Origin of the sequence: Leptolyngbya sp. ST-U4 (assembly GCF_039962215.1) — a bacterium.
Classification (GTDB): Bacteria; Cyanobacteriota; Cyanobacteriia; order Elainellales; family Elainellaceae; genus Leptolyngbya_A.
Window position 1 is genome coordinate 171,428 of record NZ_JAMPKZ010000002.1, and the last position, 22,670, is coordinate 194,097.

The window sequence follows — 22,670 nt, forward strand, 5'->3', positions numbered from 1 at the left end:
CCGAAACAAGCGATCGTTAATAATCAAAGGAGACAAACCCTTGTTTACTGCTCTCATCGCTGATGTTGTTGCAAGACTACCTGAGTGGACTCCCACCGTTGGTTTAATCATGCTTGCCTGTAACCTGGTTGCTCTGGCGATCGGGAAGGTGGGCATCCGCTATCCCAAAGTGGGACCCGGAATTCCCATTCTGTCAGATACGCTGGGTCTGAGTGCAGCAGCAATCCTGGCAGCGACCAGCTTTGGTCATATTATCGGTACAGGCGTCATCCTGGGCTTGACAAACGCTGGCGTGATTTAACCCAAATTTTGCTGTAATTCGTTTTATCGAACAGTTCTCTTTTTTGCTTTTATTCCGCTTAAGGCGATCGGTCAGGGTTAACTCCCTGACTTTTTTGTTGGTTCTTATCTGTTAGTTCTTATTAAAAATGTTAATTCTGGGGACTAGACCACTTGCACGAATGCGGCCCTCGCCTTAAATTCCTCTTCCAGAACGTAGAAAGACTTGAACCTTACTGAGGCTCTTTTGTCTTGCTCCCCTTCGCTCTCGGTGAGAGAAAGAGTTAAGGGATGAGGGGAAGCTTGGATTCTTGCAGGAGACATCATGATCAATCGTGCTCATCACCACGAATGAAACGCAATTTTCATAGGAGGGCTATTGTCTCAGCCTGGCAATCAAGCTGCGATAATTCTGCCTCGATCGCCGCTTAGAAGGCAAACCCTCGCGCATGAGACTATAACACTGCTGAAAGGACTCTGCTGAAAAAAGCAGGCGGTTTTGGTGAAGTTCGCAAGTTATTGGAGACTGTCCTTTAGGGCGTAAACAATCTGATCCTGCTGGAGCGGTGAAAGTTCTGGAAACATTGGCAGAGACAGCACTTCCTGCGCCATTTGTTCAGAAACGGGCAATTGACCCGGCTGATAGCCGAGCGACGCATAAACGGGCTGCAAATGCAGGGGCATCGGATAGTAGATCATGGAGCTGACCTGCTGCTCCTGAAGACGTTGCCGCACTCGATCGCGCTCATCAGACAACTTGCCCTTGCTGAGCACCCGAATGGTGTACTGATTCCAAACCGAGGTTCCGCCTGCGATCGTTTGAGGCGACTGGATACCGGGGAGGGGCTGAAGCAGTTGGGTATAGCGATCGGCGATCGTCTGACGCTGGGCATTCCACTGATTGAGATAGCGCAGTTTAATCAGCAAAATGGTTGCCTGTACTGCATCAAGGCGGCTGTTCACGCCAACTTCTTCGTAGCGATATCGCTGATATTGTCCGTGGTCACGCAGAATTCGCACCCGGCTAGCGATCGTCGGATCGTTTGTTGTAATGGCTCCCCCATCGCCGCAGGCTCCCAGATTCTTAGTTGGGAAAAAGCTAAAGCAGCCCACATGACCGATACTGCCAACTTTTGCCCCATTCCACTCTGCCCCGGTGGATTGAGCGCAGTCTTCAATCACAGAGAGGTGGTGCTTTTGGGCGATTTCCATTACCCGCGTCATATCCACAGGCTGACCAAACAGATGTACCGGGATAATGGCTTTGGTGCGATCGGTAATTGCGGCTTCTACCTGATCGAGATTCAGATTAAACGTTGCCGCATCGATGTCCACAAAAACGGGCGTTGCGCCCACTGCGCTCACTGTTTCAGCCGTAGCAACGAAGGTAAACGGCGTGGTAATGACTTCATCCCCTGCGCCAATATCGAGCGATCGGAGTGCGAGATAAAGCGCATCGGTTCCAGAATTGCAGGTAATGCCGTGAGCCGTACCAACAAACTGCGCGAACTGCTGCTCAAACTGCTCCACCGGACTGCCGCCAATATATCGCCCAGATGCGAGAACTTCTAGGACAGCAGCACCCACTTCTTCGCCAATCAGCTTGTATTGCTCAGTTAAATCAAATGGGGGAATCGAATTCACTTGCGTTTACCGGGTTTTTAAGTCGAAATGCGATTTAGCTAAACAGGACTATCTTGCCTTATCTGGCTCGCGATCGGAAGAGACGCACTTTCGTAAAAAGGATGGTTAAAGAGGTTTGAAACAGATAGCGTGCCCAAAACTGCTTCCTGCCCCCAATTCTGGAGGGAACCGAGCCAATCACGCTCACGTTCAAAGTCCTCCAAAGTTGGGGGATTTAGAGGGCAATAGTAGGATTGCCACGCCTTAAACCACCTAGAGACACGCCGCAAACCACTTAGAGAGAGTCTATGGAGTCGAACTCCGAGCATCAATCCAAGCCTGAATTCCATCTGCCAGCGCGTCAGCAAGCCGCTCCTGCTCCTGGGGATCGGTGATCCACTCAAACTCATCTGGATTAATCATAAAGCCCAGTTCGAGGAGGACAGTTGGGGAAACGGTGGGTCGAGTCAGAGCCAGATTGTTCCAGAAAGTGCCGTAGGAAGGGCGATCGAGCTTTTCTACCAGGTAATCGTGCAGAAATACCGCCAGGTCGTGGGACTGCGGGTTGTACCAGAAGGTGCCAACGCCCGCTGTGTTTTCTGCGTCTCCGTTATCGGGCAGCGCGTTGTAGTGGATGCTGAGCGCGATCGTCGGTTCTTGTGCATCAATAAAATCCATACGCGGACGCAAATCCAGATCGATATCGGCTTCTCGCGTCATAGAAACCCTTGCCCCTCTCGCTTCGAGCCGATCGCGTAGCAGGTTAGACACCACCAGAACCGCATCTTTTTCGGGGTAGCCCGTTGGACCTCGCGATCCCAGATCTTCGGGCCCGCCATGTCCGGGATCAAGGACAATCGAAACACCTTCTAGCTCTCGTCCCGTTCTCGTCGGCGGATGCCGGAATGCCAGAATCAGGGTGGTTCCCTCATAGCGCATCCGGTAGCCCCACTGCTGGTCTGACTTCAGATGAAAAACGTATTGCACCTGATTGGGGCTGGGCTGTTGCCAATCCATTCGCCGAATCACGGGATCATTGTCCATATAGATCGTGTCGGTCTGGGCAGTAGTGTTGTACAGGTTCAAGGTGAAGGTGCGATCGTCCTCTTGTACGCTCAAGGGCACGGCAACCTGGAGGGGAAACAGCACTTCTGTCCAGTCTCCGGCTTCACGCGATCGAATGCTGCGAATCAGGCTTTGGGGCGGCATCGCGTTGGCAATTACTTGAGTTTCGGAAGCGCGAATCCAGGCTCCGTAGTCTAACCGCAGCCATTCTCCAGTGCGGGCGGTAACGGAGGCTCTGGTTCCTTTCGGGAGGGGAGTCAGGCGCGAATAGTCAGTGCTAGGTCCGGTGCGGGCGGCTCCCGGATCAGCAGTCACTTCCACCACTTGAAGCTGATTCGGCGAGAGCAGTTCCACTTTGCCGCTGCCTTGTTGAGTTACGGTTTGCCCGTTCAAGCTGAGGCGAAAAGTGGGAAAGCCCAAATCCTCAGTTCCACGCGCAGGCGCGAGCATAAAACCGCTTTGAATCGCATTCCCATCGCTTAACCTCGGCTGAAGTTCAGACGGAAACGTGGTGCAGCCCTCATAGGCGATCGCCTCTGACATTGCATTCGATGAAGTCGGCTGGTTTTGCAGCGTCAGAACGGCAGCATTGGGCGGCAAACTAACCGCATTGGGCTGAGGCAACAGCGGGAGCGATCGATCCTTTAGCGTCACCGAAACAGTCGCATTCGCAGGCGCGATCGCACTAAAGCAAATCGGCTCATTAGGCAGGCGAGCAATATTTTCCGCAGGGGAGAGCGACCCTTCTGCAAAAGCAGTTCCCACAGGAGCAGGCGGCTGGCCAGACGTGCGAATGACACGCAAGGTCAGCGTTTGGGAGCTAGCCTGGAGCGTGAAAACATTCTCTCCTATCTGAAGCGGAAAGCTGGGCGCAAAATGTCCTGCCGCACTGCGATCGATTGTTTGTCCGTTGACCATAACCGTCTCGCTTGCCGGAGCCGTGCCGATAAGAAAGATGCGATCGGAAGTGGTTTCGTGCTGGTCAGGTGGATAGACCACCGAAAGCGGCTGTTCTGCACTGGCGGGCTGTTCTGCTCTAGCACTATCTACAAGAAATGTCATGCCGATCGCTATCCCAAATCCAATAGCTCCAACACCGATCAAGCGGCGGAAATTGCTCATGCGGTTGCTCATGCGAAAAACGAGAAACAAAACCTGACTTCAAAATCATCCCTTATCCTATCGAACTCAGGACGCTTATCCCGCAGAAGCCGTTCCCAGTTGCAGCCCAAACCGTCAAAGGCTCAGTCAGCCCAACATCGAGCTAAAGAATCTCTAATAACAATGCGGCGATCTCAGAATAAATGCCTACAATGAAGACAGTTAGACTAAGTACATATACACATTGCAGTTAAGCGAGCACTGGTTATGACAATGAGCGGCGAGACGCAAAATGCTGGAAGCCTTTCCGAGCGGGAACTCCAAATCGTTGAGCTGGTCGCGGCTGGTTTAACTAACCAGGAAATCGCTGCAAAGCTTGACATTAGCAAACGCACCGTAGACAACCATATCAGCAACATCCTGACCAAGACCGCAACCGGAAATCGAGTGGCACTGGTGCGCTGGGCATTGCAGTGGGGCAAAGTCTGCATTGACGAAGTTAACTGCTGTACGCTACCGATCGCCAGAGACGCGCTCCCGCCTGCCACAGAGATGCCTGAAGAAGAAATAATGGCTACCGAAGATTTGCTCTAACCGACTCCATCTTTTCGCTTTCTGAAAACCTTTCGTATCCCGAAAGTTTGTATCCCAGAAATCTGTATCTTAGAAAACACAGTGTCAGAAACCTGTGAAAGAATGGGTAATACCTGCACAAACCCATGCCCCCTCACCGAAACTGCTTGAATGAATGCCTCTTTAACTCCTGTTCGACTGGTTTGTCCCCAGTTACCGCTTGCAGTCTACTGCGAAGTTGCTGCCCACCTGAGACAGGTTGATGGGGTTGAAGCAGACTTGCTGCCGCAAACTTCTCAACAGTTCAGCTATCAAGAAAGTCAGGTCGGCGGACTCTGGCTCCGCTACACCTCAGCCGCAAATACAACTGCTCAGCAGCGCGTCGAGCAAATTCTGCGCTACTATGCCGATCGCTTTGGAGGGTGGGAACGGCTGAATTCCTAGAGGGTGGGGCGATCACCTGCCGCACGAGTTGAGCTAAGATTTATTGCTTGGGAATTGATGCAAAAGCGATGCAAAACAGTTTCCCCTGCGCGGTAATCGCCTTTTTCACTCTCTAGATCTGATCCATGAGCGGAATTCAAGCCATTAAGGGAACACGCGACATCCTGCCCGATGAGGTGGGCTACTGGCAGTGGGTTGAGTCCGTTGCCCGGACAATTCTTAGCCGCGCCGCCTATCGAGAAATTCGCACCCCTATCTTTGAGCAGACCGATTTGTTTGAGCGCGGAATCGGGGAAGCCACCGACGTGGTCGGCAAGGAAATGTACACCTTCCTTGATAAAGGCGATCGATCGATCACGCTGCGCCCTGAAGGCACTGCTGGAGCCGTGCGGGCATACATCCAGCGTAGCCTCTATGCCCAGGGAGAAACTCAGCGGCTCTGGTACACCGGACCCATGTTTCGCTACGAGCAGCCCCAGGAAGGACGGCAGCGACAGTTTCACCAGCTTGGGATCGAATCAATCGGCAGTGCTGATCCCCGTGCCGATGTGGAAGTGATTGCGCTGGCGATCGACATTCTCAAAACCCTGGGTTTAGACAACCTGCGCCTGGATTTGAACTCAGTCGGAGATCCAGACGATCGCCGCCAGTATCGCGAAGCACTCATCAACTATCTCATGCCCTATCAGGCAGACCTGGATACCGATTCCCAAAACCGCTTGGAGCGAAATCCCCTCAGAATCCTCGACAGCAAAGACCCCAAAACAAAGCAAATTGTCCAGGACGCGCCTAAAATCTGGGATCACTTTTCGCCAGACTCCCAGCAGCGATTTGAACAGGTGCAGCAGCAGCTAACGGATTTGGGCATCGCCTATCGGCTGAATCACTGCCTAGTGCGCGGTTTAGACTACTACACCCACATGGCATTTGAAATCATTGCCGACACGGGACTGGGGGCGCAAAATACAGTCTGCGGCGGCGGTCGCTACGACGGGCTGGTGAAAGAGCTGGGTGGACCCCAAACTCCGGCAGTCGGCTGGGCGATCGGCTTAGAACGGCTCATCATTCTGCTGCGACAGGCGACTGAGGCAGCTCCGGCAGCTCCGCTGGATTTTTATTTAGTATCAAGGGGCGATCGGGCAGAAGCTCAGGCAACCCAGCTTGCGCAGATGCTGCGGCATCAGGGCTTTTCAGTAGAGCTGGACTTAAGTGGCAGTGCGTTTGGCAAACAGCTGAAACGTGCCGATCGGAGCGGCGCAACTGCCTGTCTCGTTCTGGGTGATGCAGAAGCAGATAGTCAAACAGTGCAGCTTAAATGGCTGGCTTTGGGTCAGCAGGAAAAAATTACTCAAGCCGATCTCTCTACAAAGGCAGATGAGTTTCGGGAGCGGATTGCTCAAGCTAGGGCCTAGCCAGTTCGGGAACCGACACATCTTGATTCCGGTCAATTTACCCACTGATTACAATCTGGAATCAGGTTTAAGATAGAATACCCCTGTGGTGTGAATGAGTAATAATTACTAGTCCAAGTTAATGAACAGCATAATTTCTTCTAATTCTGGTGTTACCGCTGAATCGGCTCAAAGAATGGCTGCATCATCTTCATTCCAGCCATCGCCCAATCGGAAACTGCCTTACCAGGCAACTCATCAAGTTGAGTTAATGCATCTTGAGGCAGAAACAGAAGCACTCTTGCAGCATCTTCAGGCATTGAAACAGCGTCGTCAAATCGTTCAGAATGTTTCGCAACCAGCGGGACAGCTCGAGCCTGCACTGGCAATGCGCTAATCTGGCTTGGCCGAGTTTGTTTTACTGGGCCTGTCTTAACTGGTCCGTTTTAACCTGACGGTCGCGCTCACAACTGCCATTTCACAGTTGCAACCTTATGATCCGAATAAGTTTTTTGCCTGCACTCGATCGAGCTGTAGGCTTTTTTGATTTCCGCCTGTTTCTCGCCTGGCTGGCTTTGTCGCCTCAGGCCGTCTTTACTGCCTCAGAGGTTATTGGACAGTAAACAACTTGATCGAGACCGTGAAAATGGGCTTGGAGTCACACGATTTAATGAGTCTTTCCGAAGAAATAGATTAGTTTTTCTGATCTCCCATTCCCCAAAAGCTTCTTTTTCTCAAGCAGGAGCAGGCCTCGATCGCTTTTGTTAAGAAGATTTAAGCGATCTGTTCAAGCCGAACATTCTTCGAGCGCGCCCCTTGCTACAAATACTTCATCCTAGAGAAATACCTATGTAGGGGGTGGTCGCTTTGTCAAACAATTGTTATCTTCTGTAATATGCAAGTGATAACCTGTATTTGTTTAGGGAACACTGCATTCACCAGGCAGCTAGAAGCAAAAGTCTTTTTTGATGCTCTGCTCCATGCCTGAGTCCCTCGGTTCACTACTTCACTTCAACTTGGAGTTAATTATGAGTCAGCCTATCGAACTCTCACTAGAACAGCAATTCAACCTTCGTTCGTTTGAAACTCAAGTCGAGCGGATGAGCCGTGAGCAGGCTCAAGATTTCTTAATCAAGCTCTATGAGCAAATGATGGTAAAGGAAAATATGTACAAGCATTTCCTGAAGCATCAGTGGGGAATTGAGACTGCGAACCAGTACGAGTAATCGTCTGCGACCTTGTGGACGACCTCCCTCTCTTGCTTTGTTCCAGAAGAGAAAGGGGCTGGGGATGCTGGGGCGTCAACTCGGAAGCTCATTTGCTTAAAAATCTAATGATGATAGCCTTTAATCAAGCCGCAAGCCGTCTTCTGAAGAGATAGTCGATACAGTCAAAAGACACAGATAACAGGTGGCTCAGGCGTAAGTTCAAAAAGACAATGGGTCAGACTGATCGGGAAAAGTGGGGAAAGAAAAACAGCATTATTCATACCCGATCGCTCAAGACTAGACCAAAATTCAAACTTATTTCAACGATTGAACTGTTCTCAAATCGTCATTTCGAGCGATAAAGCTGCTGAAATTTCTTAGGTTCAGCAATAGAGATGACCAACCGGAGAAAGGGCATTACTGGAGCCGTTGCTCGCAAAAATCACCGCATTTAGAGAATTGAATTCCCAGCAGGAATGGTAGGTTAAGAGGAACAGTCATCCTGCTTAGTTGCTACCATGTTCCAAAGGCTTCTTATCTGCACTGATTTCATTGATGGTTTGCAGCGCATGGTGCATTTTGTACCGAATCTTGCTGCAAGCGGCATTCAGCAAATCACGTTTCTTCATGTGATTCCGCTGGACAGCGATCGGCAAATTCCCAGAATCGATTCGGACAAAGCGCGTCAGATTCGCGATCGCCTTGCAGTCGCTCAACAAGCAGTGCCAGATGGGGTTGAAGTCAGAATTGAGGTGCAGTGGGGCCGCCCCATAGATGCGATCCTGAAGACTGCCCAGGACAATGCGACTGATTTGATTTTGCTTGGAACAGCAGCCCGGAGTTTATTGACCGAAAAACTGTTTGGCAGTACAGCAGTTGGAGTGTGCCAGCGCACCTCTGTTCCGGTGATGGTTTTTCGACCACAGCTCCTCTCGACTTTTATGGTGGAAGAGTTAGCACTACGATGCCAAAACCTTTTTCGATATTTCCTGATTCCTTACGACAGTTCCAATGAAGCAGAATACCTGCTACAGCGAATTCGTCAGCTTGCTCAGTCTGGCAAGGGACCGTTAAAAGAGTGCCTCCTGACGTGGGTCGTTAGCTCTAGTGGACGGCGAGAAGTTCCCAAGGATTATCAGATCAAAGACGCAGAAACTCGACTGGCCGCTGCCAAATCCACCCTGGACTTGCCCGACCTCACGATTCACACCAGAGTGCTCGAGGGTGAACCGGTCGCCGAAATTCTGCTAGCAGCGATCGACTACGATATCAGCGCAATTACGCTAAGTTCTAAACGGTTTGGCAAGCTGAGCGAACTCCCAACCCCCAGTTTTGCAGGGGAGATGCTGCGGCGAAGCTGGCATCCCATCATTTATTTTCCGCATTCCTAAGGGATAGCCCATTCGACAAAGCCTTTAAAGCATGCTGCAGTTCTAATCATGCCGATGGACTTTTAAAGGCAGTGAAGCCACTGCTGTAGAGCGTCTCTAGCTTGGTGAGAATCTGAGGCTTGATTTTTTCTAGCTCGTGCTTTAGCAAATCCTTGCTCACCGTTGGGTTAGGCGGAATTCGAGATGCCTGTCCTACCATTGCCCATTCATGCAGCAGTTGACACTGAGCTGGGGCGATCGACACTGACTGAATGCTGGCACAGCGCATCGGATCCTCAAGGGCGAAAAACAGGATGCGGTATTGTCCAGTGGTGCCTAAGAGCGTGGCCATTTGCCGACCCGGTGGACTTTTCAGATCGAGATAGCAGGGCAACCAGCGTGGCTCATGTTCCCGGTTGTAAAGCACAGTAAGCCACAGCAGCATCGGATGCGGCATTTCCAGAAAAAGAAACTGGTTATAGCGGCTACACGTCACGCGCTTGTGAATCTCGATCCGGGGCAGCATCACCCATAGGGTTGGCAGCATTCCCTGGCTGGTTTGCATTGGCTTGGGAAAGACAATCTCCGCGATCGGCATTTGGGGGGGCCAAGTAGCGAGCCGATAGAGTTCATCGCCTTCCAGGAAGTTCGAGGGCTGAGCGGCTGGGGTGACAGGCAGGCGAGACAGGGATGCTTTAATTCGCTGAGCGACTTGCAGCCCGGTTCCAAATCGTTCTTCGAGCGGTCCAAGCGCGGTTACAATTTCGGCAACTGACTGAGGACGATCGCCCGCCGATTTTTCCAGGCAGCCCATCACCAAATTTTCAAGGACTTTTGGCACTTTGACGCTGGGGTTGACGGTAGCGATCGGCTGGGGCTTTTGAAAATGATGTGCCTTGTACCAGCCCCCAAACGAGTGGGTATCGGCGTTGAGCGGCATTTTGCCTGTCAGCATTTGAAACATCAGCACGCCCAGGCTGTAGATATCGGAACGGGCGTCAAGTTCACGTCCTTCCATTTGTTCGGGCGACGAGTAGGCAAGCGTGCCCATAAAGCAGTTGGTTTGATGACCTTCGGGCTGAAGTACCTTAGCGATACCAAAATCCAGAATTTTGACGAGTTCCCCTAAACTATCGTTCTGCGTCACCAGAATATTGCTGGGTTTAATATCGCGATGAACGATCGGGAAGGTTTGTCCCTCGATTTGGATTCCCCGGTGAGCGCACTGTAGCCCCAGACAGATTTGCTTCAGCAGATGCAGAAAGCGAGGAACCACCATCGCCTGCTGCGCGACCAAGTCGCTGAGGTTAGAGCCTTTGAGGTACTCCATCACGTAGAACGGAATGCCTTCTTCGTCTACCCCATAGTCGGTCACACGCACAATGTGAATGCTGCGCTGTCCAAGCTGGGCGCAGGTTTTTGCTTCTCGCTCGAAGCGATCGCGCATTCGCTGATTCAGCAATGCCTGAGAGAGAAATTTGATGGCAACAGGAATCCCACCCAGCGCGTCGTCATCGGCTCCGTACACGCGCCCCATCGACCCCTGACCGAGCAACTGCCGCAGGTGATAGCGATCGTGTAAAACTCGCCCGACATTAGCATCCGTCATCATCACAAAATCGCCCTTAAGAAAATGGACGCTACGACGGACATTAATCTGGGTCGTTTAACGGCTGTATTCAATCCTGAGTCGTTCACAGGCTTAGAGTGTTGCGACTGAAAGTGCTAAAACTCGACGTAGAGACCCGCCGGATTCTCAAAAGAGACTGTTGGAACCAATGGAGCAATAAAATTGTCTCGATCAAAGGAAGCTTCTTTAAGCACAGGTGGAAGTCCTTTCCAAGAGCAACTGCCCCTTCAAGCTGGAAAGCAAACCGAAGTAATGGCTATTTTAGCGATTTCATCTGTCGATTGGGGTAAGTATAAACCCTCTAAAGGGGTTCTGCTGTAGAGTGCCCTGAAACAACCCCATACACACCCGTCTACCCAGAATTTCGGCTAGCTGCTTAACACCAGGTTGTCGCGATGCACTACCGTCTCCGCCCCACCATAGCCTAAGATTTTTGGAATTTGCTCGGAATGACAGCCGCGAATCTTTTGCAGTTCACCGCTGGTGTAGTTGACAATGCCCCGCGCCACTTCCTGACCCGATCGATCGCAAAGTAACACTGCATCGTGCATCTGGAACTCGCCTTCTACCTCGCGCACTCCTGCCGCCAGCAACGACTTTCCGGCATCCCGAATTGCCACGATCGCCCCTGGGTCTAAAACCAGCTTTCCGGCAGGAACCAGACCATGAGCAATCCAGCGTTTACGGGCATTAACGCGATCGGGCTGCGGCTCAAATCGAGTGCCGATCGACTCTCCTGCAAGGATCTTGAGCAAATTTTGGGGCGATCGACCTTCGGTGATCACGGTGCGGATTCCAGCGAGTGTGGCAATGCGGGCGGCTGCAATTTTAGTCACCATGCCGCCTGTGCCCCAGCTTGTGCCCTGGTCACCCACTTCTACAAACTGGCTGAGCTGCTCGATATCTTCCACCACGGGAATCGGCTGAGCGTCTGGATGGGAACGCGGATCGGCGGAATAAAGGCGATCGACATCGGTAAGCAAAAATAGCCAATCTGCCCCCACCAAGCTGGCAACCCGCGCCGAAAGGGTATCGTTATCCCCAAATTTGAGTTCTTCGACGGCAAGCGTATCGTTTTCGTTCACGATCGGAATCACGCCCAGCTTCAAAAGTTGCCGAAAGGTGCGGTAGGCGTTGACATAGCGGCTGCGCTCCATCAGGTCAGTGCGGGTAAGCAATACCTGGGCGATCGGCTGCTGAAGCGAACTAAACAGGTCATCATATACCCGCATTAAGCGACCCTGCCCTACGGCTGCGACTGCCTGCTTCATGGCCATGCTGCGTGGACGCTCGGTTAACCCTAGCCGGGCACAGCCCACCCCGACTGCTCCCGAAGAGACCAGAATCACATCATGCCCCTGCTGCCGAAGCTGGCTGAGCGTTTCAACCAGCTGGGCGATCGTCGCCAATGCCAAAAATCCGGTGTCGGGTTGAGCCAGACTTGAAGTGCCAATTTTAACGACCAGCGTGTGACCCATGACCAAAAGAAGCAGGATAGAAGAAAAGGATCAGAAAACCAATGCGGTGTTCCAGATTCAGGATTGTATCGAATTTTGTAGGCTTCCGGGCAGGGCGGGCTTTCACCGAATTTTTATTAATCACTTACAAAACCTTCAAGACCAACTATACGGATATGCTTCTGAATCCCGTGAAATAATGCAAAGAAGGAGCGCCAATTCGTTCTTCTGATAGTTCAAGTGGTGGCTGAAGTGATCGTACGGTCAGCTCCCTTTGAGTTCACCTTGAGTTCAACAAACTGTTGACCTTTGACGTTCGAAAGCTGTTTCTCGCCAAGGTTCTGTTACGAATCGGACAGCCGATGGGAATTAAAGCTCTGTCTGCGGGAATGCTAGTTCATGACAATCTTGGATTTGACATGACGACTACTTTGACATCACAGCAGGTTCGCATGATCACGGGTTTGCATAATTATCAGAAAGCGACTTTGACCTAGAAAACGTCGCCTGACCCGGCAAATGACTGGGAAAACAATACAAGCTTGCCCCCCGGTTTAGCAAACGGTCGGGAGAACGATGAGCTTGCCAATCGTCTAAGTCCTTATACAAAAGAAAGCAGCATGACTGAACAGAAACGCGCACTGATTACGGGGATTACGGGTCAGGATGGCTCCTACTTAAGCGAACTGTTGCTCGAGAAGGGCTATGAAGTTCACGGCATTATTCGCCGCACCTCGACCTTCAATACCGATCGCATTGATCATATCTACGACGACCCCCACGAAGAGCAAGCCCGCCTGTTCCTGCATTATGGCGACCTGACCGACGGGACGACGCTGCGCCGGATTCTAGAGGAAATTAAACCCCACGAAATCTATAACCTGGGAGCCCAATCCCACGTTCGTGTCAGCTTTGACTCCCCCGAATACACCGTCGATTCTGTCGGAATGGGAGCGTTGCGCCTGCTTGAAGCTGTTCGCGATTACCAGCAGCGTACCGGAATCGAAGTTCGCTACTACCAGGCTGGTTCTTCCGAGATGTACGGCAAAGTACAGGAAGTGCCTCAAAAAGAAACCACGCCCTTTTATCCCCGCAGTCCCTACGCCTGTGCAAAGGTCTATGCCCATTGGCAAACGGTGAACTACCGCGAATCCTACGGGCTATTTGCCTGCAACGGCATTCTGTTTAACCATGAATCGCCCCGACGTGGTGAAACTTTCGTGACCCGTAAGATTACTCGTGCCCTAGCGCGAATCGTTGCAGGACAGCAGAACAAGCTGTTCATGGGCAACCTGGACTCTAAGCGGGACTGGGGCTATGCCAAAGATTATGTGCGCGCCATGTGGCTGATGCTCCAGCAAGAGCAGGCGGATGACTATGTGATCGCGACAGGCGAAACCTATTCTGTAAAAGAATTCCTCGACCTGGCATTTGGCTATGTGAATCTGAACTGGCAGGACTATGTGGAGTTTGACGAGCGGTATCTGCGTCCGGCAGAAGTGGATCTGCTGATTGGCGACCCGACCAAGGCAAAAACTAAGCTGGGTTGGGAACCGAGCGTTACCTTTGAACAGCTCGTGCATTTGATGGTTGAAGCAGACCTGAAGGCAATGGGCTTAGTGCCCCTTAACGGTCACATCCTTCAGCCTGTGCTAGATCACGCAACGGTTCGGCAAAAAGTAGTAAGCCGATAATCGTCCCCATGAAGGAGGTAGGTTGCAGGACGATCGCCAACAATGAGGTTATTCAGTGTCAAGTTGAGAAAAACCAATGAAAATTCTGAAATACCTTTTGGCGATCGTTCTACCTCCTGTGGCAATTTTGTTTACCTACGGCGTCAGTAGCGCACTGGCTATTAATATTGGGCTAACTCTGCTGGGTTGGGTTCCCGGAACTATTCACGCGCTCTGGGCAATCTCGAAGCACGAAGAAAAATTTGGCAGCGGTGTGACCAATTCATAAGCCCCACAAGTCTAGAAGTGTAACAATGGGTCGATCGCTTGCTGTTAAGATGGATTTGTTTCATTTAGCGATCGATCCAGGATTTTTGTGATAGTTAAGCCAGAGTGGTTACGAGTTAAAGCTCCGCAGTGGGAGCGGGTCGGTAACGTTAAAGAAGTGCTGCGCGATTTGGGACTGAATACGGTGTGTGAAGAGGCATCCTGTCCCAACATTGGTGAGTGCTTCAACGCTGGAACCGCTACGTTTCTGATTATGGGTCCAGCCTGCACGAGAGCCTGCCCCTACTGCGACATTGACTTTGAGAAAAAGCCGAAGGCACTCGATCCCAGCGAACCCGATCGTTTAGCTGAAGCAGTGCGAAGAATGCGGCTCAATCATGTCGTAATTACTTCGGTGAACCGGGACGATCTGCCCGACGGCGGTGCATCACAGTTTGTTCGCTGTATTGAGGCGGTGCGATCGGTTTCTCCCCAAACGACAATCGAAGTCCTGATTCCCGATTTGTGCGGCAACTGGACTGCACTGGAACTGATCTTGCAGGCGAAGCCAGAAGTTCTCAATCACAATACCGAAACGATTCCCCGGCTCTACAGGCGAGTGCGCCCCCAAGGAGACTATGCCCGATCGCTGGCAGTTTTGAGCCAGTCGCGCCAGAGTGCTCCGTCGGTCTACACCAAGTCAGGAATCATGGTGGGCTTAGGCGAAACTGACGAAGAAGTACGGCAGGTGATCCAGGATTTGCGATCGGTAGACTGCGACATTTTGACGATCGGGCAATATCTCCAGCCCAGCCAGAAGCATTTAGGCGTTCAGGAGTTTGTGCCGCCGGAGCAGTTCGACGCATGGCGCAAGTTTGGGGAAGCGATTGGCTTTTTGCAGGTGGTTTCGTCGCCGCTGACGCGCAGTTCCTATCATGCGGAGCAGGTGCGTGAACTGATGCAGAAGTATCCGCGATAGGGATTTCATAACCGAAAACTCAATGACCCGAACACCCGCAAAGCAGCGGCGCAAGCCTGGAGCGTATAATTTAGCGGACGAGTAAAAGCTTTTTGGCTTTTGAGGAGTAATGCGCTCCGCTCCGCTAAGGCATCCTAGGGCTCTGCAACTGTTCAGGAACGAGATGACCGATCAATAGCTTCAGAAACAGGGTCGGAATAAACCACTCTATGCCCGGCGTTGGGCTAATCCCGTACAGCTCGATCGCAATGACAACTAGATATAGCCCTGCGGCGATCGGTCGTTTAAGGTAACTGCGGACAGACACTACAACTAAGGTCGCAATAAGCAGGTAAGAGCTAATCAAGCCAAAATAATGCCAGTCGAACTGAGGCGAATCTCGAAAAAGCCACGAGACGATCGCTACATGGGTAAGGTGGAGCAGGACGAAGGCAAGGTGTTGAACCCAGGTCACTTCAGGTCGGTGATACCATCGCTTTGTAGTGTCAGTTGCATTGCAAACGGCTCCACCAAGGATGTCAAAACTGAGGATGGCTCCTATAACGAGATGCAGGGGGTCAAACCCTAGCCACCAAAGTCGCAGTACAGCCCCAAACGTACCCGCAATAGAGCTGACTACGATTAAAGTATTTTCGGCTGGGGTAGCACCCGGTCCAATAAGCCGATCCCACAGCCCAGCTAAGCCACTGCGGGGAACCAGAGAACCAAAATCTTTTGCCATCTCCATCTAGACTTGTATTTGCCGATTGATGTCAAGTTTAGCTGAGCAAATATTCGATGAATCGTGTTCTACTCATCGCTGCCTCTGCTGCCTCCGCTAGAACTGCCACTCCCTCCGCTACCAGATTAGCTGCCAATTCATTGTGTTTTTTGCCGGAAGAAGTAGGGGAACTTGCGGAGCTTAAAGGTTGAGTGCCTTTAGCATGTGGTAGGTGATCAGGAGCTGGGTAATCGCTAGTGGATAGCTCTGGAGCGTTTCGCCCGTAGTGCCGACGACTTTGCCGATCGTCGATTCGCTGCCTGCAATGCTGCAAAACTTACCCAGGTAAGGCACTTCGTTGCAGAGCATTCTTTCGAGCTGCTGCACCTGTTCTGAGGTAGCGTGACCGTCAATTTCTAGCAGGTCTACGGGTTTACCCATATCGCGATCGAGTCCGAGGCGCACTGCAGAGCTAACTGGAGCACCGCAGGGCAGAATATTGCAAAAGTCAGGATGGGGAATGGTCGGGCGCAACACCAGCCGTACATTCAGCAGCAAATCGTCTTGCGGAGTGCCGCTATTGGAAGGGTAAAACGATACGATGACATCTGCCCACTGTCGCTGCGGACGGATAAAAGCTTCCGAGTCGGATTCTCGCTTACGCATCTGATCCATCACCTGCTCTTCGGTGTAGCCGCGCTTGCGGGTGTCTCGCTTAATTTTCCAGTTAGTTCGCAGCTCTTCTGGGGGCGCAAGATAAACCTTGACATCGTAAGAATCACGCATTCCGCGTGTCGAGTAGCCGAGCAGCCCTTCAACAATTACAAAGCGGCTGGGTTTGATGTACTCTGGCGGATCAAACATCCCCGTCGAGTGATTATAAATCGGCTTCAGAATCGGCTGTCCGCTGCGGAGCAGGCTGAGGTGCTGCTGAATAATGTCGAGATAGTTGCAGTCGGGATGGAGCGCAGAAATTCCCAGCTCTGCCCGCTGCTGGCGATCGTAGCGGTGGTAGTCGTCGGTGCAGATTACAGTTACATCTTCTTCGCCCAATACCTGAGCGATGCCACGTGTCAGAGTAGTTTTTCCAGCTGCGCTATCTCCGACAATGCCAACAATAATCGGGCGATCAGACATCGGTTTTCCCCGCTAGTTTTCCCTGCTAGAAGTCGCTGTTTCAAATGACTAAATTTTAAGTCTTCTTATTCTATGGGTTCTGGAGATCAGAGGAAGGTAAAGTTTTTTAGCGATCGATTACAAATATCGATTACAAAACTGATTTTTGCCTACTAGGAGGGAGAGCCGGAGAAAAGAAGCAGATGAGTTTTGGCTATTCCGTAGAACCACTCATTGATTAGACCCCGGTCAAGTAGATCCACTTAACCAAACTTTGAAATTTGTATGAGGACGAGTGGATTTGGGCATAATGGGTTAGCTATGACGCTTTATTAGGATGAGCATGACATCCGAACCCTTTCTGACCATTGACGAACAGCCCATCACCATCGGGCAAATCTTTCGATATTTACAGGCAAGCCGCAAACTAGACGGCTTTATTGGTGATATTGTGCGGCAATTTGTGATCGAGCGCGAGCTTCAGGCGCAAAGCCAACAAGCCATGAGTTCGGTAGCGATCGAACAAGCCGTGATCGACTTCCGGTTGCAAAACCAGCTGACCGACCCCAACCAGTTTCAGCAGTGGCTCAACGAACACGGGCTGACCTATGAAGCGTTCCACACCCAGCTTGCGACCAATTTTCGGCTGAAAAAGCTCAAAGACGACATCACCGAGCCGAAATTGCAGGAATACTTTATCGGACGCAAGGTGTTCCTCGATCGCGTCGTTCTCTCCCGAATTATTGTTGCAGATAAGGAACTGGCAGAGGAATTAAAGAGTCAGTTGCAGGAAGGTAGTAGCTTCGAGCAGCTTGCCAAAGACTATTCGCTCACGGACGATCGCCTGATGAATGGAATGGTCGGTCCGGTCAGTCGCGGCACCATGCCCGATATTCTGCGGGCGGCGATCGATCTGGCACAGCCAGGGGAGGTCGTGGGTCCGATTGGCATGGAAGAACGCTGGGGGCTATTTCGCGTGGAGGCACTGCTTCCGGCAACGCTCGACGATCCGCAGCTTCATCAGAGCTTGCAGGATGAGCTATTTGAACAATGGCTGGGCGAGAAGATGCAAACGCTACCGATTAAGATTCAGGTGAATGCATGATTACCAATGACCTGCTTGCCAATCTCGACTGGCAAAATCCGCCCCTTTCCTGGCTGAATCCAGAGCAGCAGCTTTTGCTTAAAGGTCGGGCCAAGACCCGCTCCTGTAATTTGGGCGAAGTGATCTGGTCTACGGAAACGCCGGGCAGTCAGTTTGTGGTGCTGACGGGCAAAGTGCGGCTGGTTCCCAGCGAGGGCAGTCCGGTGCTGCTAAAAGCAGGGGATTGGTTTGGCGATTTGCTGCACCTGACCGACCAGTGGAAAGCCAGAGCCGCCGATAAAGCAGTGGTGGTTGCCGAGTGGAGCCAGTCGGACTGGGAATTGCTCAATACAACGGAGCTACGGCAGTTTTGGGCATCGGTACGATCGCGCTATCAGCCAAACTATTCCGCCGCGCCCCAGCCCATTTCCGGCTATCCGTTTGTTGCGGGCTTGAATACCGCCGCCGCCAGTCTCACAATGCTGGCACAGCACCTCGATACGCCCGTGCAGTTGGAATGGATGCAGCGACAGTTGCGCGGTCGGCGTCCCAAAAATGTGATCGACGGGGCAGAAAAAGCGGGGTTTCAGCTTCGCCGCCTGCTGATTGGCAACTGGACGGATCTGCGGCAAATCAAATTCCCGGCTCTATTACAGTGGCAGCAGCCGGAACACTGGGTCGTGGCTTATGGCGTGCGGGGCGATCGTCTAATTATTGGCGATCCGATGAATCCGGGGCGCACCTGTGAAACCGTGCCACGTGCGCTGGTCGAAGAATCCTGGGATGGGCAGCTTTGGCAAGCGGAGCTAATTCATAAGCAGGAACAGTTCAACCTGGGCTGGTTTTTGCCCGCTGTCTGGAAGTTTCGGACGCTGCTGACCGAAGTTTTGATTGCGTCGTTTACGCTTCAGCTTTTGGGTCTAGTTACGCCCGTCGTCACTCAGGTCATTATCGACAAAGTGATGGTGCAGGGCAGCATTCCTACGCTGGACGTGATGGTGTTCGCGCTGCTGGGAGCGGCAGTCTTTGAGGCATTGCTGGGCATCCTGCGGATGTTCATCTTTACCCACACGACAAACCGCCTGGATATGGCATTGTCGGCTCAGCTTTTCCGCCATTTGCTGCGCTTGCCGCTGTCTTACTTTGAGGCGCGTCGAGTTGGGGATACAGTGGCGCGGGTGCAGGAGCTAGAGGAAATCCGTCAGTTTCTGACCAGTACGGCTCTCACGGTGGTGCTGGACAGCATCTTCTCCGTGATTTATCTGGTGATGATGTTTTACTACAGCCCGACCCTGACCGGGGTTGCGCTGGCGGCGATTCCGCTGTTTGCAATTCTGACGCTGATCGCTACGCCGATTTTGCGAACCTGGCTGAATGAAACCTTTAACCGAAGCGCGGATAGCCAGTCTTTCCTGGTGGAAACGATCACAGGGATTCATTCGGTGAAGGCACATGCAGCAGAAAAAACCTCACGCGATCGCTGGGAAGGACTTTACGCCCGCTTTGTTCGTACCGGATTCAAAGCAGCCACAACGGCGAATATCAGCAACCACGTCGGCGATTTTCTCACCAGCTTTTCTGCCCTACTGATTCTCTGGTTTGGGGCGCATCTGGTAATCAAGCAGGAACTCACGATCGGTCAATTAGTCGCTTTCCAAATGCTGTCTGGTCGGGTGACGGGTCCGCTGCTGCGATTGGTGCAGCTCTGGCAGAGTTTACAGGAAGTGCTGCTCGCGGTCGATCGGATTGGCGATATTCTCAACGTTGCACCGGAAGCAGAACCAGGAACCGGACTAATGCTGCCGCCGCTGCGAGGTCAGGTTAACTTTGAGCAGGTGTTTTTCCGCTACCAGGAAGCGCAGGAGCCAATTTTGCGCGGCATTTCCTTTGATGCGGAACCGGGAATGTTTGTCGGTATTGTGGGGCGAAGCGGTTCCGGGAAAAGTACGCTGTCGAAGCTGATTCAGCGGCTCTATCAGCCCGAAGGCGGGCGAATTTTGATTGATGGATTTGATGTCAAAAGTGCAGATCTGGCATCACTGCGTCCTCAAATTGCTGTCGTGCTGCAAGAAGACTTCTTGTTTAACGGCACAATCCTGGAGAACATTACGCTGGGCAATCCGGAAGTCACTGCAGAACAGGTAGTGGAAGCGGCGCGGCTGGCTGTGGCACACGACTTTATTTGCGACCTGCCCAACGGCTACGAAACCAATGTAGGCGAACGCGGCACCTCACTTTCGGGTGGACAGCGACAGCGAATTACTCTGGCACGACTGTTTCTCTCGACTGCGCCGATTCTGATTCTGGATGAAGCTACCAGCAGCCTCGATGCCGAAACCGAACAGCAAGTCTTAGAAAACCTGAAGCGGGTTTCTCCCGGACGCACGATGTTTATGATTGCCCACCGCTTTTCGCCCCTCAAACGAGCTGACCTGATTCTGACAATGGAGAAGGGCGTGATTGTTGAGCGGGGCAAACACGATGAACTGCTTCAGCAAAAGGGACTCTACTGGTCGCTGTATCAGCGTCAGCAGGCAGCGGTTTAAAAGCTCTGCCAAAAACGATCGATCGTCCTTCATCTGAGTTCTGAAGGGCGATTTTTTATGACCAGCAGTTTGTATCCTCAATCACAAAATCAAGGATTGTAAATATTTCCGGAAGAATCCCCAATTCAACTGTTGACAAAAGCAGGAGTTTATGGAAAAGAGGCCCCCTATGGCACGAGATTCTGGAAATACGTTGCTCTCCGCCCGATCGCTGAACCTGGCAACGGGTCCAAAGACGCGCAGAGAAACGATCGGCGGCAGTAGTGATCCCCGCGACTTCTTCAAGTTCAATCTGACCAGCCGGAGCAGCCTGGATTTGAGCCTGAAAAAGCTGCGATCGAATGTTGATGTGTCGCTACTCGATAGCACCCGCAAAGTCATTGCCTCTTCTCGCCGAGCCGATCGCTTGTCAGAATCGATTAAAACCACGCTGGAGGCAGGCACGTTCTATATTCGGCTAAACACGAAGGAAGCGAGTACAGGCTATCAGCTCCAGGTTGCCGCAACACCAATTCCACTTCCTGGAATTCCAGGCGGTGGAACTCCAGGCGGTGGAACTCCGGGTGGCGGAACTCCAGGTGGTGGAACTCCGGGTGGCGGAATTCCAACCAATACTGCGCCAACGATCGGCACTAACACAGCACTAATCGTCAGCCGCAATGGAACGGGGACGATCGGACGAACCAATCTGTTCTCTAGCGACACGCAGCAAACCGCAGACCAGCTTTTGTATCGTGTCACCAGTTTGCCTGCTTCTGGATCGCTCTTCCTTAACGGAACCCCGCTTGGAGTGGGAAGTGCCTTCACGCAGACTGACATTGACACCAACAAGCTGACCTACAAGCAAAACTCTGCCAAGGACATTCCTAATGCAGGTCGACAAATATCTAGCGATGCTTTCCCACAGATTTCTGGCTCTAATGTAGTCTGGGGCGCAAAGGACAGCACTGGGGACACAGAAATTTTCTTTTACAACGGCATAAATAAAGCGATCACTCAACTCAGTGACAACACAGTAGAAGATAGTGGGCCCAAAATTTTTGGCTCGAATGTCGTCTGGGAGAGCGGCACAGGCACAGATGCTGAAATCTACTTATACAACGGTACATCTGGAGCAACCACACGCCTGAGTGACAATCCGCTAGCAGACACGAACGCCAGAATCTCGGACAGCTTTGTGGTCTGGCAACGGAGGTATCCGTCAGGAGAGCATGATATTCGGTACTATCGGCTCAGCGATGGAGCTTCGGGAGCAGTTAACAACAGCATAACCTTAAACGATATTGATCCTGCTTTATCTGGTTCCAAACTAGTGTTTCAGCGCGATAATATCGCAGGCGCATCGACAAACGCAGATGATGGAATTTTTTATTATGATCTGGCGACGTTAGGACCAACGCAAACTCAACTGAGTGTTGGAAACTCTGCTTATACCGATCGCAGAGCGCAGATTTCGGGTTCCGCTGTAACCTGGGAACGTCGGAACTCAACTGAATCCGATATTTTATATGATGCAGACGTTACCACATCAGGCGGAGTCAGTTCAATTAACGGCAGTGCAGACAACGATACTAACCCGCTCATCTCTGGTTCAAAAATTGTCTTCCAACGCAGCGGTACAGCAGGCGGAACCAACGACGGAATTTATTTGTTCACGATCGGCGGAGCTGCAACCCGAATTATTCCTCCGTCTACAACTACTGCTGATGTGACGAGCTTTGACGGCAACAAAGTTGGCTATACCAACACATCAGGAGGCGGATTCAAAGCAGCAGTTTATGACATCCTTGCAGGCAATTCCCAGGATCTGGTTGGGGGTGCAGCTGTTGAGGGAATACCTGTTGTTTCGGGCAACAATGCTGCCTGGATCGGTGGAGGGAGTCCCGCTTTGATTGACCGCCTCTTCTTCTACGACACTTCTATCGTTTCTGACAACTTTGGCTTCAGCGTCAGCGATGGCTTGCTAACGACAAACGGCACATTTAATTTCACGATCGGTTGATCAATTCGCAACATCGTTTGCAATGACCGGATCGAAAACCTGTTTAGGGCGCACGTCAGGGAGGAGTTGTTAATTCAATTCTTCCCTTTTCTATGGGGGGATTCAAGCTGAAATCAGCCACAAGCTGCATTTTATGAAAAATATCAGCTTGTACAATTGCGA

19 protein-coding genes are annotated in these 22,670 nt (G+C 51.8%); 13 read left to right on the forward strand and 6 right to left on the reverse strand.

What is annotated here, in order from left to right:
• Positions 1-40 precede the first annotated feature (40 nt).
• On the forward strand, positions 41-301 hold the full coding sequence (psaK, locus tag NDA02_RS06295; RefSeq protein WP_190792696.1) for a photosystem I reaction center subunit PsaK: 261 nt from the start codon (positions 41-43) through the stop codon (positions 299-301).
• 494 nt (positions 302-795) lie between these two features.
• Here the strand turns inward: psaK and NDA02_RS06300 are convergent, their stop codons facing one another.
• Together NDA02_RS06300 and NDA02_RS06305 are read right to left on the reverse strand one after the other, a co-directional pair.
• Positions 796-1,923 (reverse strand): aminotransferase class I/II-fold pyridoxal phosphate-dependent enzyme, encoded by a 1,128-nt coding sequence (locus NDA02_RS06300; RefSeq protein WP_190792695.1) that lies wholly within the window; start codon positions 1,921-1,923, stop codon positions 796-798.
• Between the two features lie 285 nt (positions 1,924-2,208).
• On the reverse strand, positions 2,209-4,029 hold the full coding sequence (locus NDA02_RS06305; protein ID WP_348254726.1) for an N-acetylmuramoyl-L-alanine amidase: 1,821 nt from the start codon (positions 4,027-4,029) through the stop codon (positions 2,209-2,211).
• A gap of 306 nt (positions 4,030-4,335) precedes the next feature.
• On the opposite strand from NDA02_RS06305, the gene NDA02_RS06310 reads away from it, so the two are divergent.
• The 6 genes from NDA02_RS06310 to NDA02_RS06335 all read left to right on the forward strand — a co-directional run bounded on the left by NDA02_RS06310 (position 4,336) and on the right by NDA02_RS06335 (position 9,075).
• A complete protein-coding gene (locus tag NDA02_RS06310; RefSeq protein WP_190794293.1) occupies positions 4,336-4,662 on the forward strand; it encodes a helix-turn-helix transcriptional regulator in 327 nt (108 codons plus the stop codon).
• A 150-nt stretch (positions 4,663-4,812) separates the two neighbouring features.
• Complete coding sequence (locus NDA02_RS06315; RefSeq protein ID WP_190794292.1) at positions 4,813-5,085, forward strand: hypothetical protein; 273 nt, start codon at positions 4,813-4,815, stop codon at positions 5,083-5,085.
• A 125-nt stretch (positions 5,086-5,210) separates the two neighbouring features.
• Positions 5,211-6,497: a histidine--tRNA ligase gene (gene hisS, locus NDA02_RS06320; RefSeq protein ID WP_348254631.1), complete on the forward strand. Its 1,287-nt coding sequence runs from the start codon at positions 5,211-5,213 to the stop codon at positions 6,495-6,497.
• A 175-nt stretch (positions 6,498-6,672) separates the two neighbouring features.
• Positions 6,673-6,873 (forward strand): hypothetical protein, encoded by a 201-nt coding sequence (locus tag NDA02_RS06325; protein WP_190794290.1) that lies wholly within the window; start codon positions 6,673-6,675, stop codon positions 6,871-6,873.
• A 631-nt stretch (positions 6,874-7,504) separates the two neighbouring features.
• Positions 7,505-7,702: an NblA/ycf18 family protein gene (locus tag NDA02_RS06330; RefSeq protein WP_348246378.1), complete on the forward strand. Its 198-nt coding sequence runs from the start codon at positions 7,505-7,507 to the stop codon at positions 7,700-7,702.
• Positions 7,703-8,202: 500 nt separating this feature from the next.
• Positions 8,203-9,075 (forward strand): universal stress protein, encoded by an 873-nt coding sequence (locus tag NDA02_RS06335; RefSeq protein WP_190793341.1) that lies wholly within the window; start codon positions 8,203-8,205, stop codon positions 9,073-9,075.
• Positions 9,076-9,121: 46 nt separating this feature from the next.
• Here NDA02_RS06335 and NDA02_RS06340 read toward each other — a convergent pair whose 3' ends face one another.
• Both NDA02_RS06340 and proB read right to left on the reverse strand, forming a co-directional pair.
• Positions 9,122-10,666: a serine/threonine-protein kinase gene (locus tag NDA02_RS06340; protein ID WP_347277904.1), complete on the reverse strand. Its 1,545-nt coding sequence runs from the start codon at positions 10,664-10,666 to the stop codon at positions 9,122-9,124.
• Positions 10,667-11,052: 386 nt separating this feature from the next.
• Positions 11,053-12,162 (reverse strand): glutamate 5-kinase, encoded by a 1,110-nt coding sequence (proB, locus tag NDA02_RS06345; protein ID WP_190793342.1) that lies wholly within the window; start codon positions 12,160-12,162, stop codon positions 11,053-11,055.
• Positions 12,163-12,761: 599 nt separating this feature from the next.
• Between proB and gmd the strand changes: the two genes are divergently transcribed.
• The 3 genes from gmd to lipA all read left to right on the forward strand — a co-directional run bounded on the left by gmd (position 12,762) and on the right by lipA (position 15,060).
• Positions 12,762-13,835, forward strand: a complete 1,074-nt coding sequence (gene gmd, locus NDA02_RS06350; RefSeq protein ID WP_190793343.1) for a GDP-mannose 4,6-dehydratase — start codon at positions 12,762-12,764, stop codon at positions 13,833-13,835.
• Positions 13,836-13,911: 76 nt separating this feature from the next.
• Positions 13,912-14,103, forward strand: coding sequence for a YqaE/Pmp3 family membrane protein (locus tag NDA02_RS06355; protein ID WP_190793344.1), 192 nt, complete (start codon positions 13,912-13,914; stop codon positions 14,101-14,103).
• A gap of 87 nt (positions 14,104-14,190) precedes the next feature.
• Positions 14,191-15,060 carry a lipoyl synthase gene (gene lipA, locus NDA02_RS06360; protein ID WP_190793345.1) on the forward strand — a complete coding sequence of 290 codons (870 nt, stop codon included), beginning with the start codon at positions 14,191-14,193 and terminating at the stop codon, positions 15,058-15,060.
• Between the two features lie 124 nt (positions 15,061-15,184).
• Here the strand turns inward: lipA and NDA02_RS06365 are convergent, their stop codons facing one another.
• Positions 15,185-15,787: a hypothetical protein gene (locus tag NDA02_RS06365; RefSeq protein ID WP_190793346.1), complete on the reverse strand. Its 603-nt coding sequence runs from the start codon at positions 15,785-15,787 to the stop codon at positions 15,185-15,187.
• 174 nt (positions 15,788-15,961) lie between these two features.
• Complete coding sequence (locus NDA02_RS06370; RefSeq protein WP_190793347.1) at positions 15,962-16,897, reverse strand: phosphoribulokinase; 936 nt, start codon at positions 16,895-16,897, stop codon at positions 15,962-15,964.
• A 322-nt stretch (positions 16,898-17,219) separates the two neighbouring features.
• Between NDA02_RS06370 and NDA02_RS06375 the strand changes: the two genes are divergently transcribed.
• From NDA02_RS06375 to NDA02_RS06385, 3 genes are all read left to right on the forward strand, one after another.
• On the forward strand, positions 17,220-17,981 hold the full coding sequence (locus NDA02_RS06375) for a peptidylprolyl isomerase (protein WP_190793348.1): 762 nt from the start codon (positions 17,220-17,222) through the stop codon (positions 17,979-17,981).
• On the forward strand, positions 17,978-20,506 hold the full coding sequence (locus tag NDA02_RS06380) for a type I secretion system permease/ATPase (RefSeq protein WP_190793349.1): 2,529 nt from the start codon (positions 17,978-17,980) through the stop codon (positions 20,504-20,506). Before NDA02_RS06375 ends, NDA02_RS06380 begins: the two co-directional genes overlap by 4 nt.
• Before the next feature lie 169 nt (positions 20,507-20,675).
• Positions 20,676-22,508, forward strand: coding sequence for a cadherin-like domain-containing protein (locus tag NDA02_RS06385; protein WP_348254634.1), 1,833 nt, complete (start codon positions 20,676-20,678; stop codon positions 22,506-22,508).
• Positions 22,509-22,670: the final 162 nt, after the last annotated feature.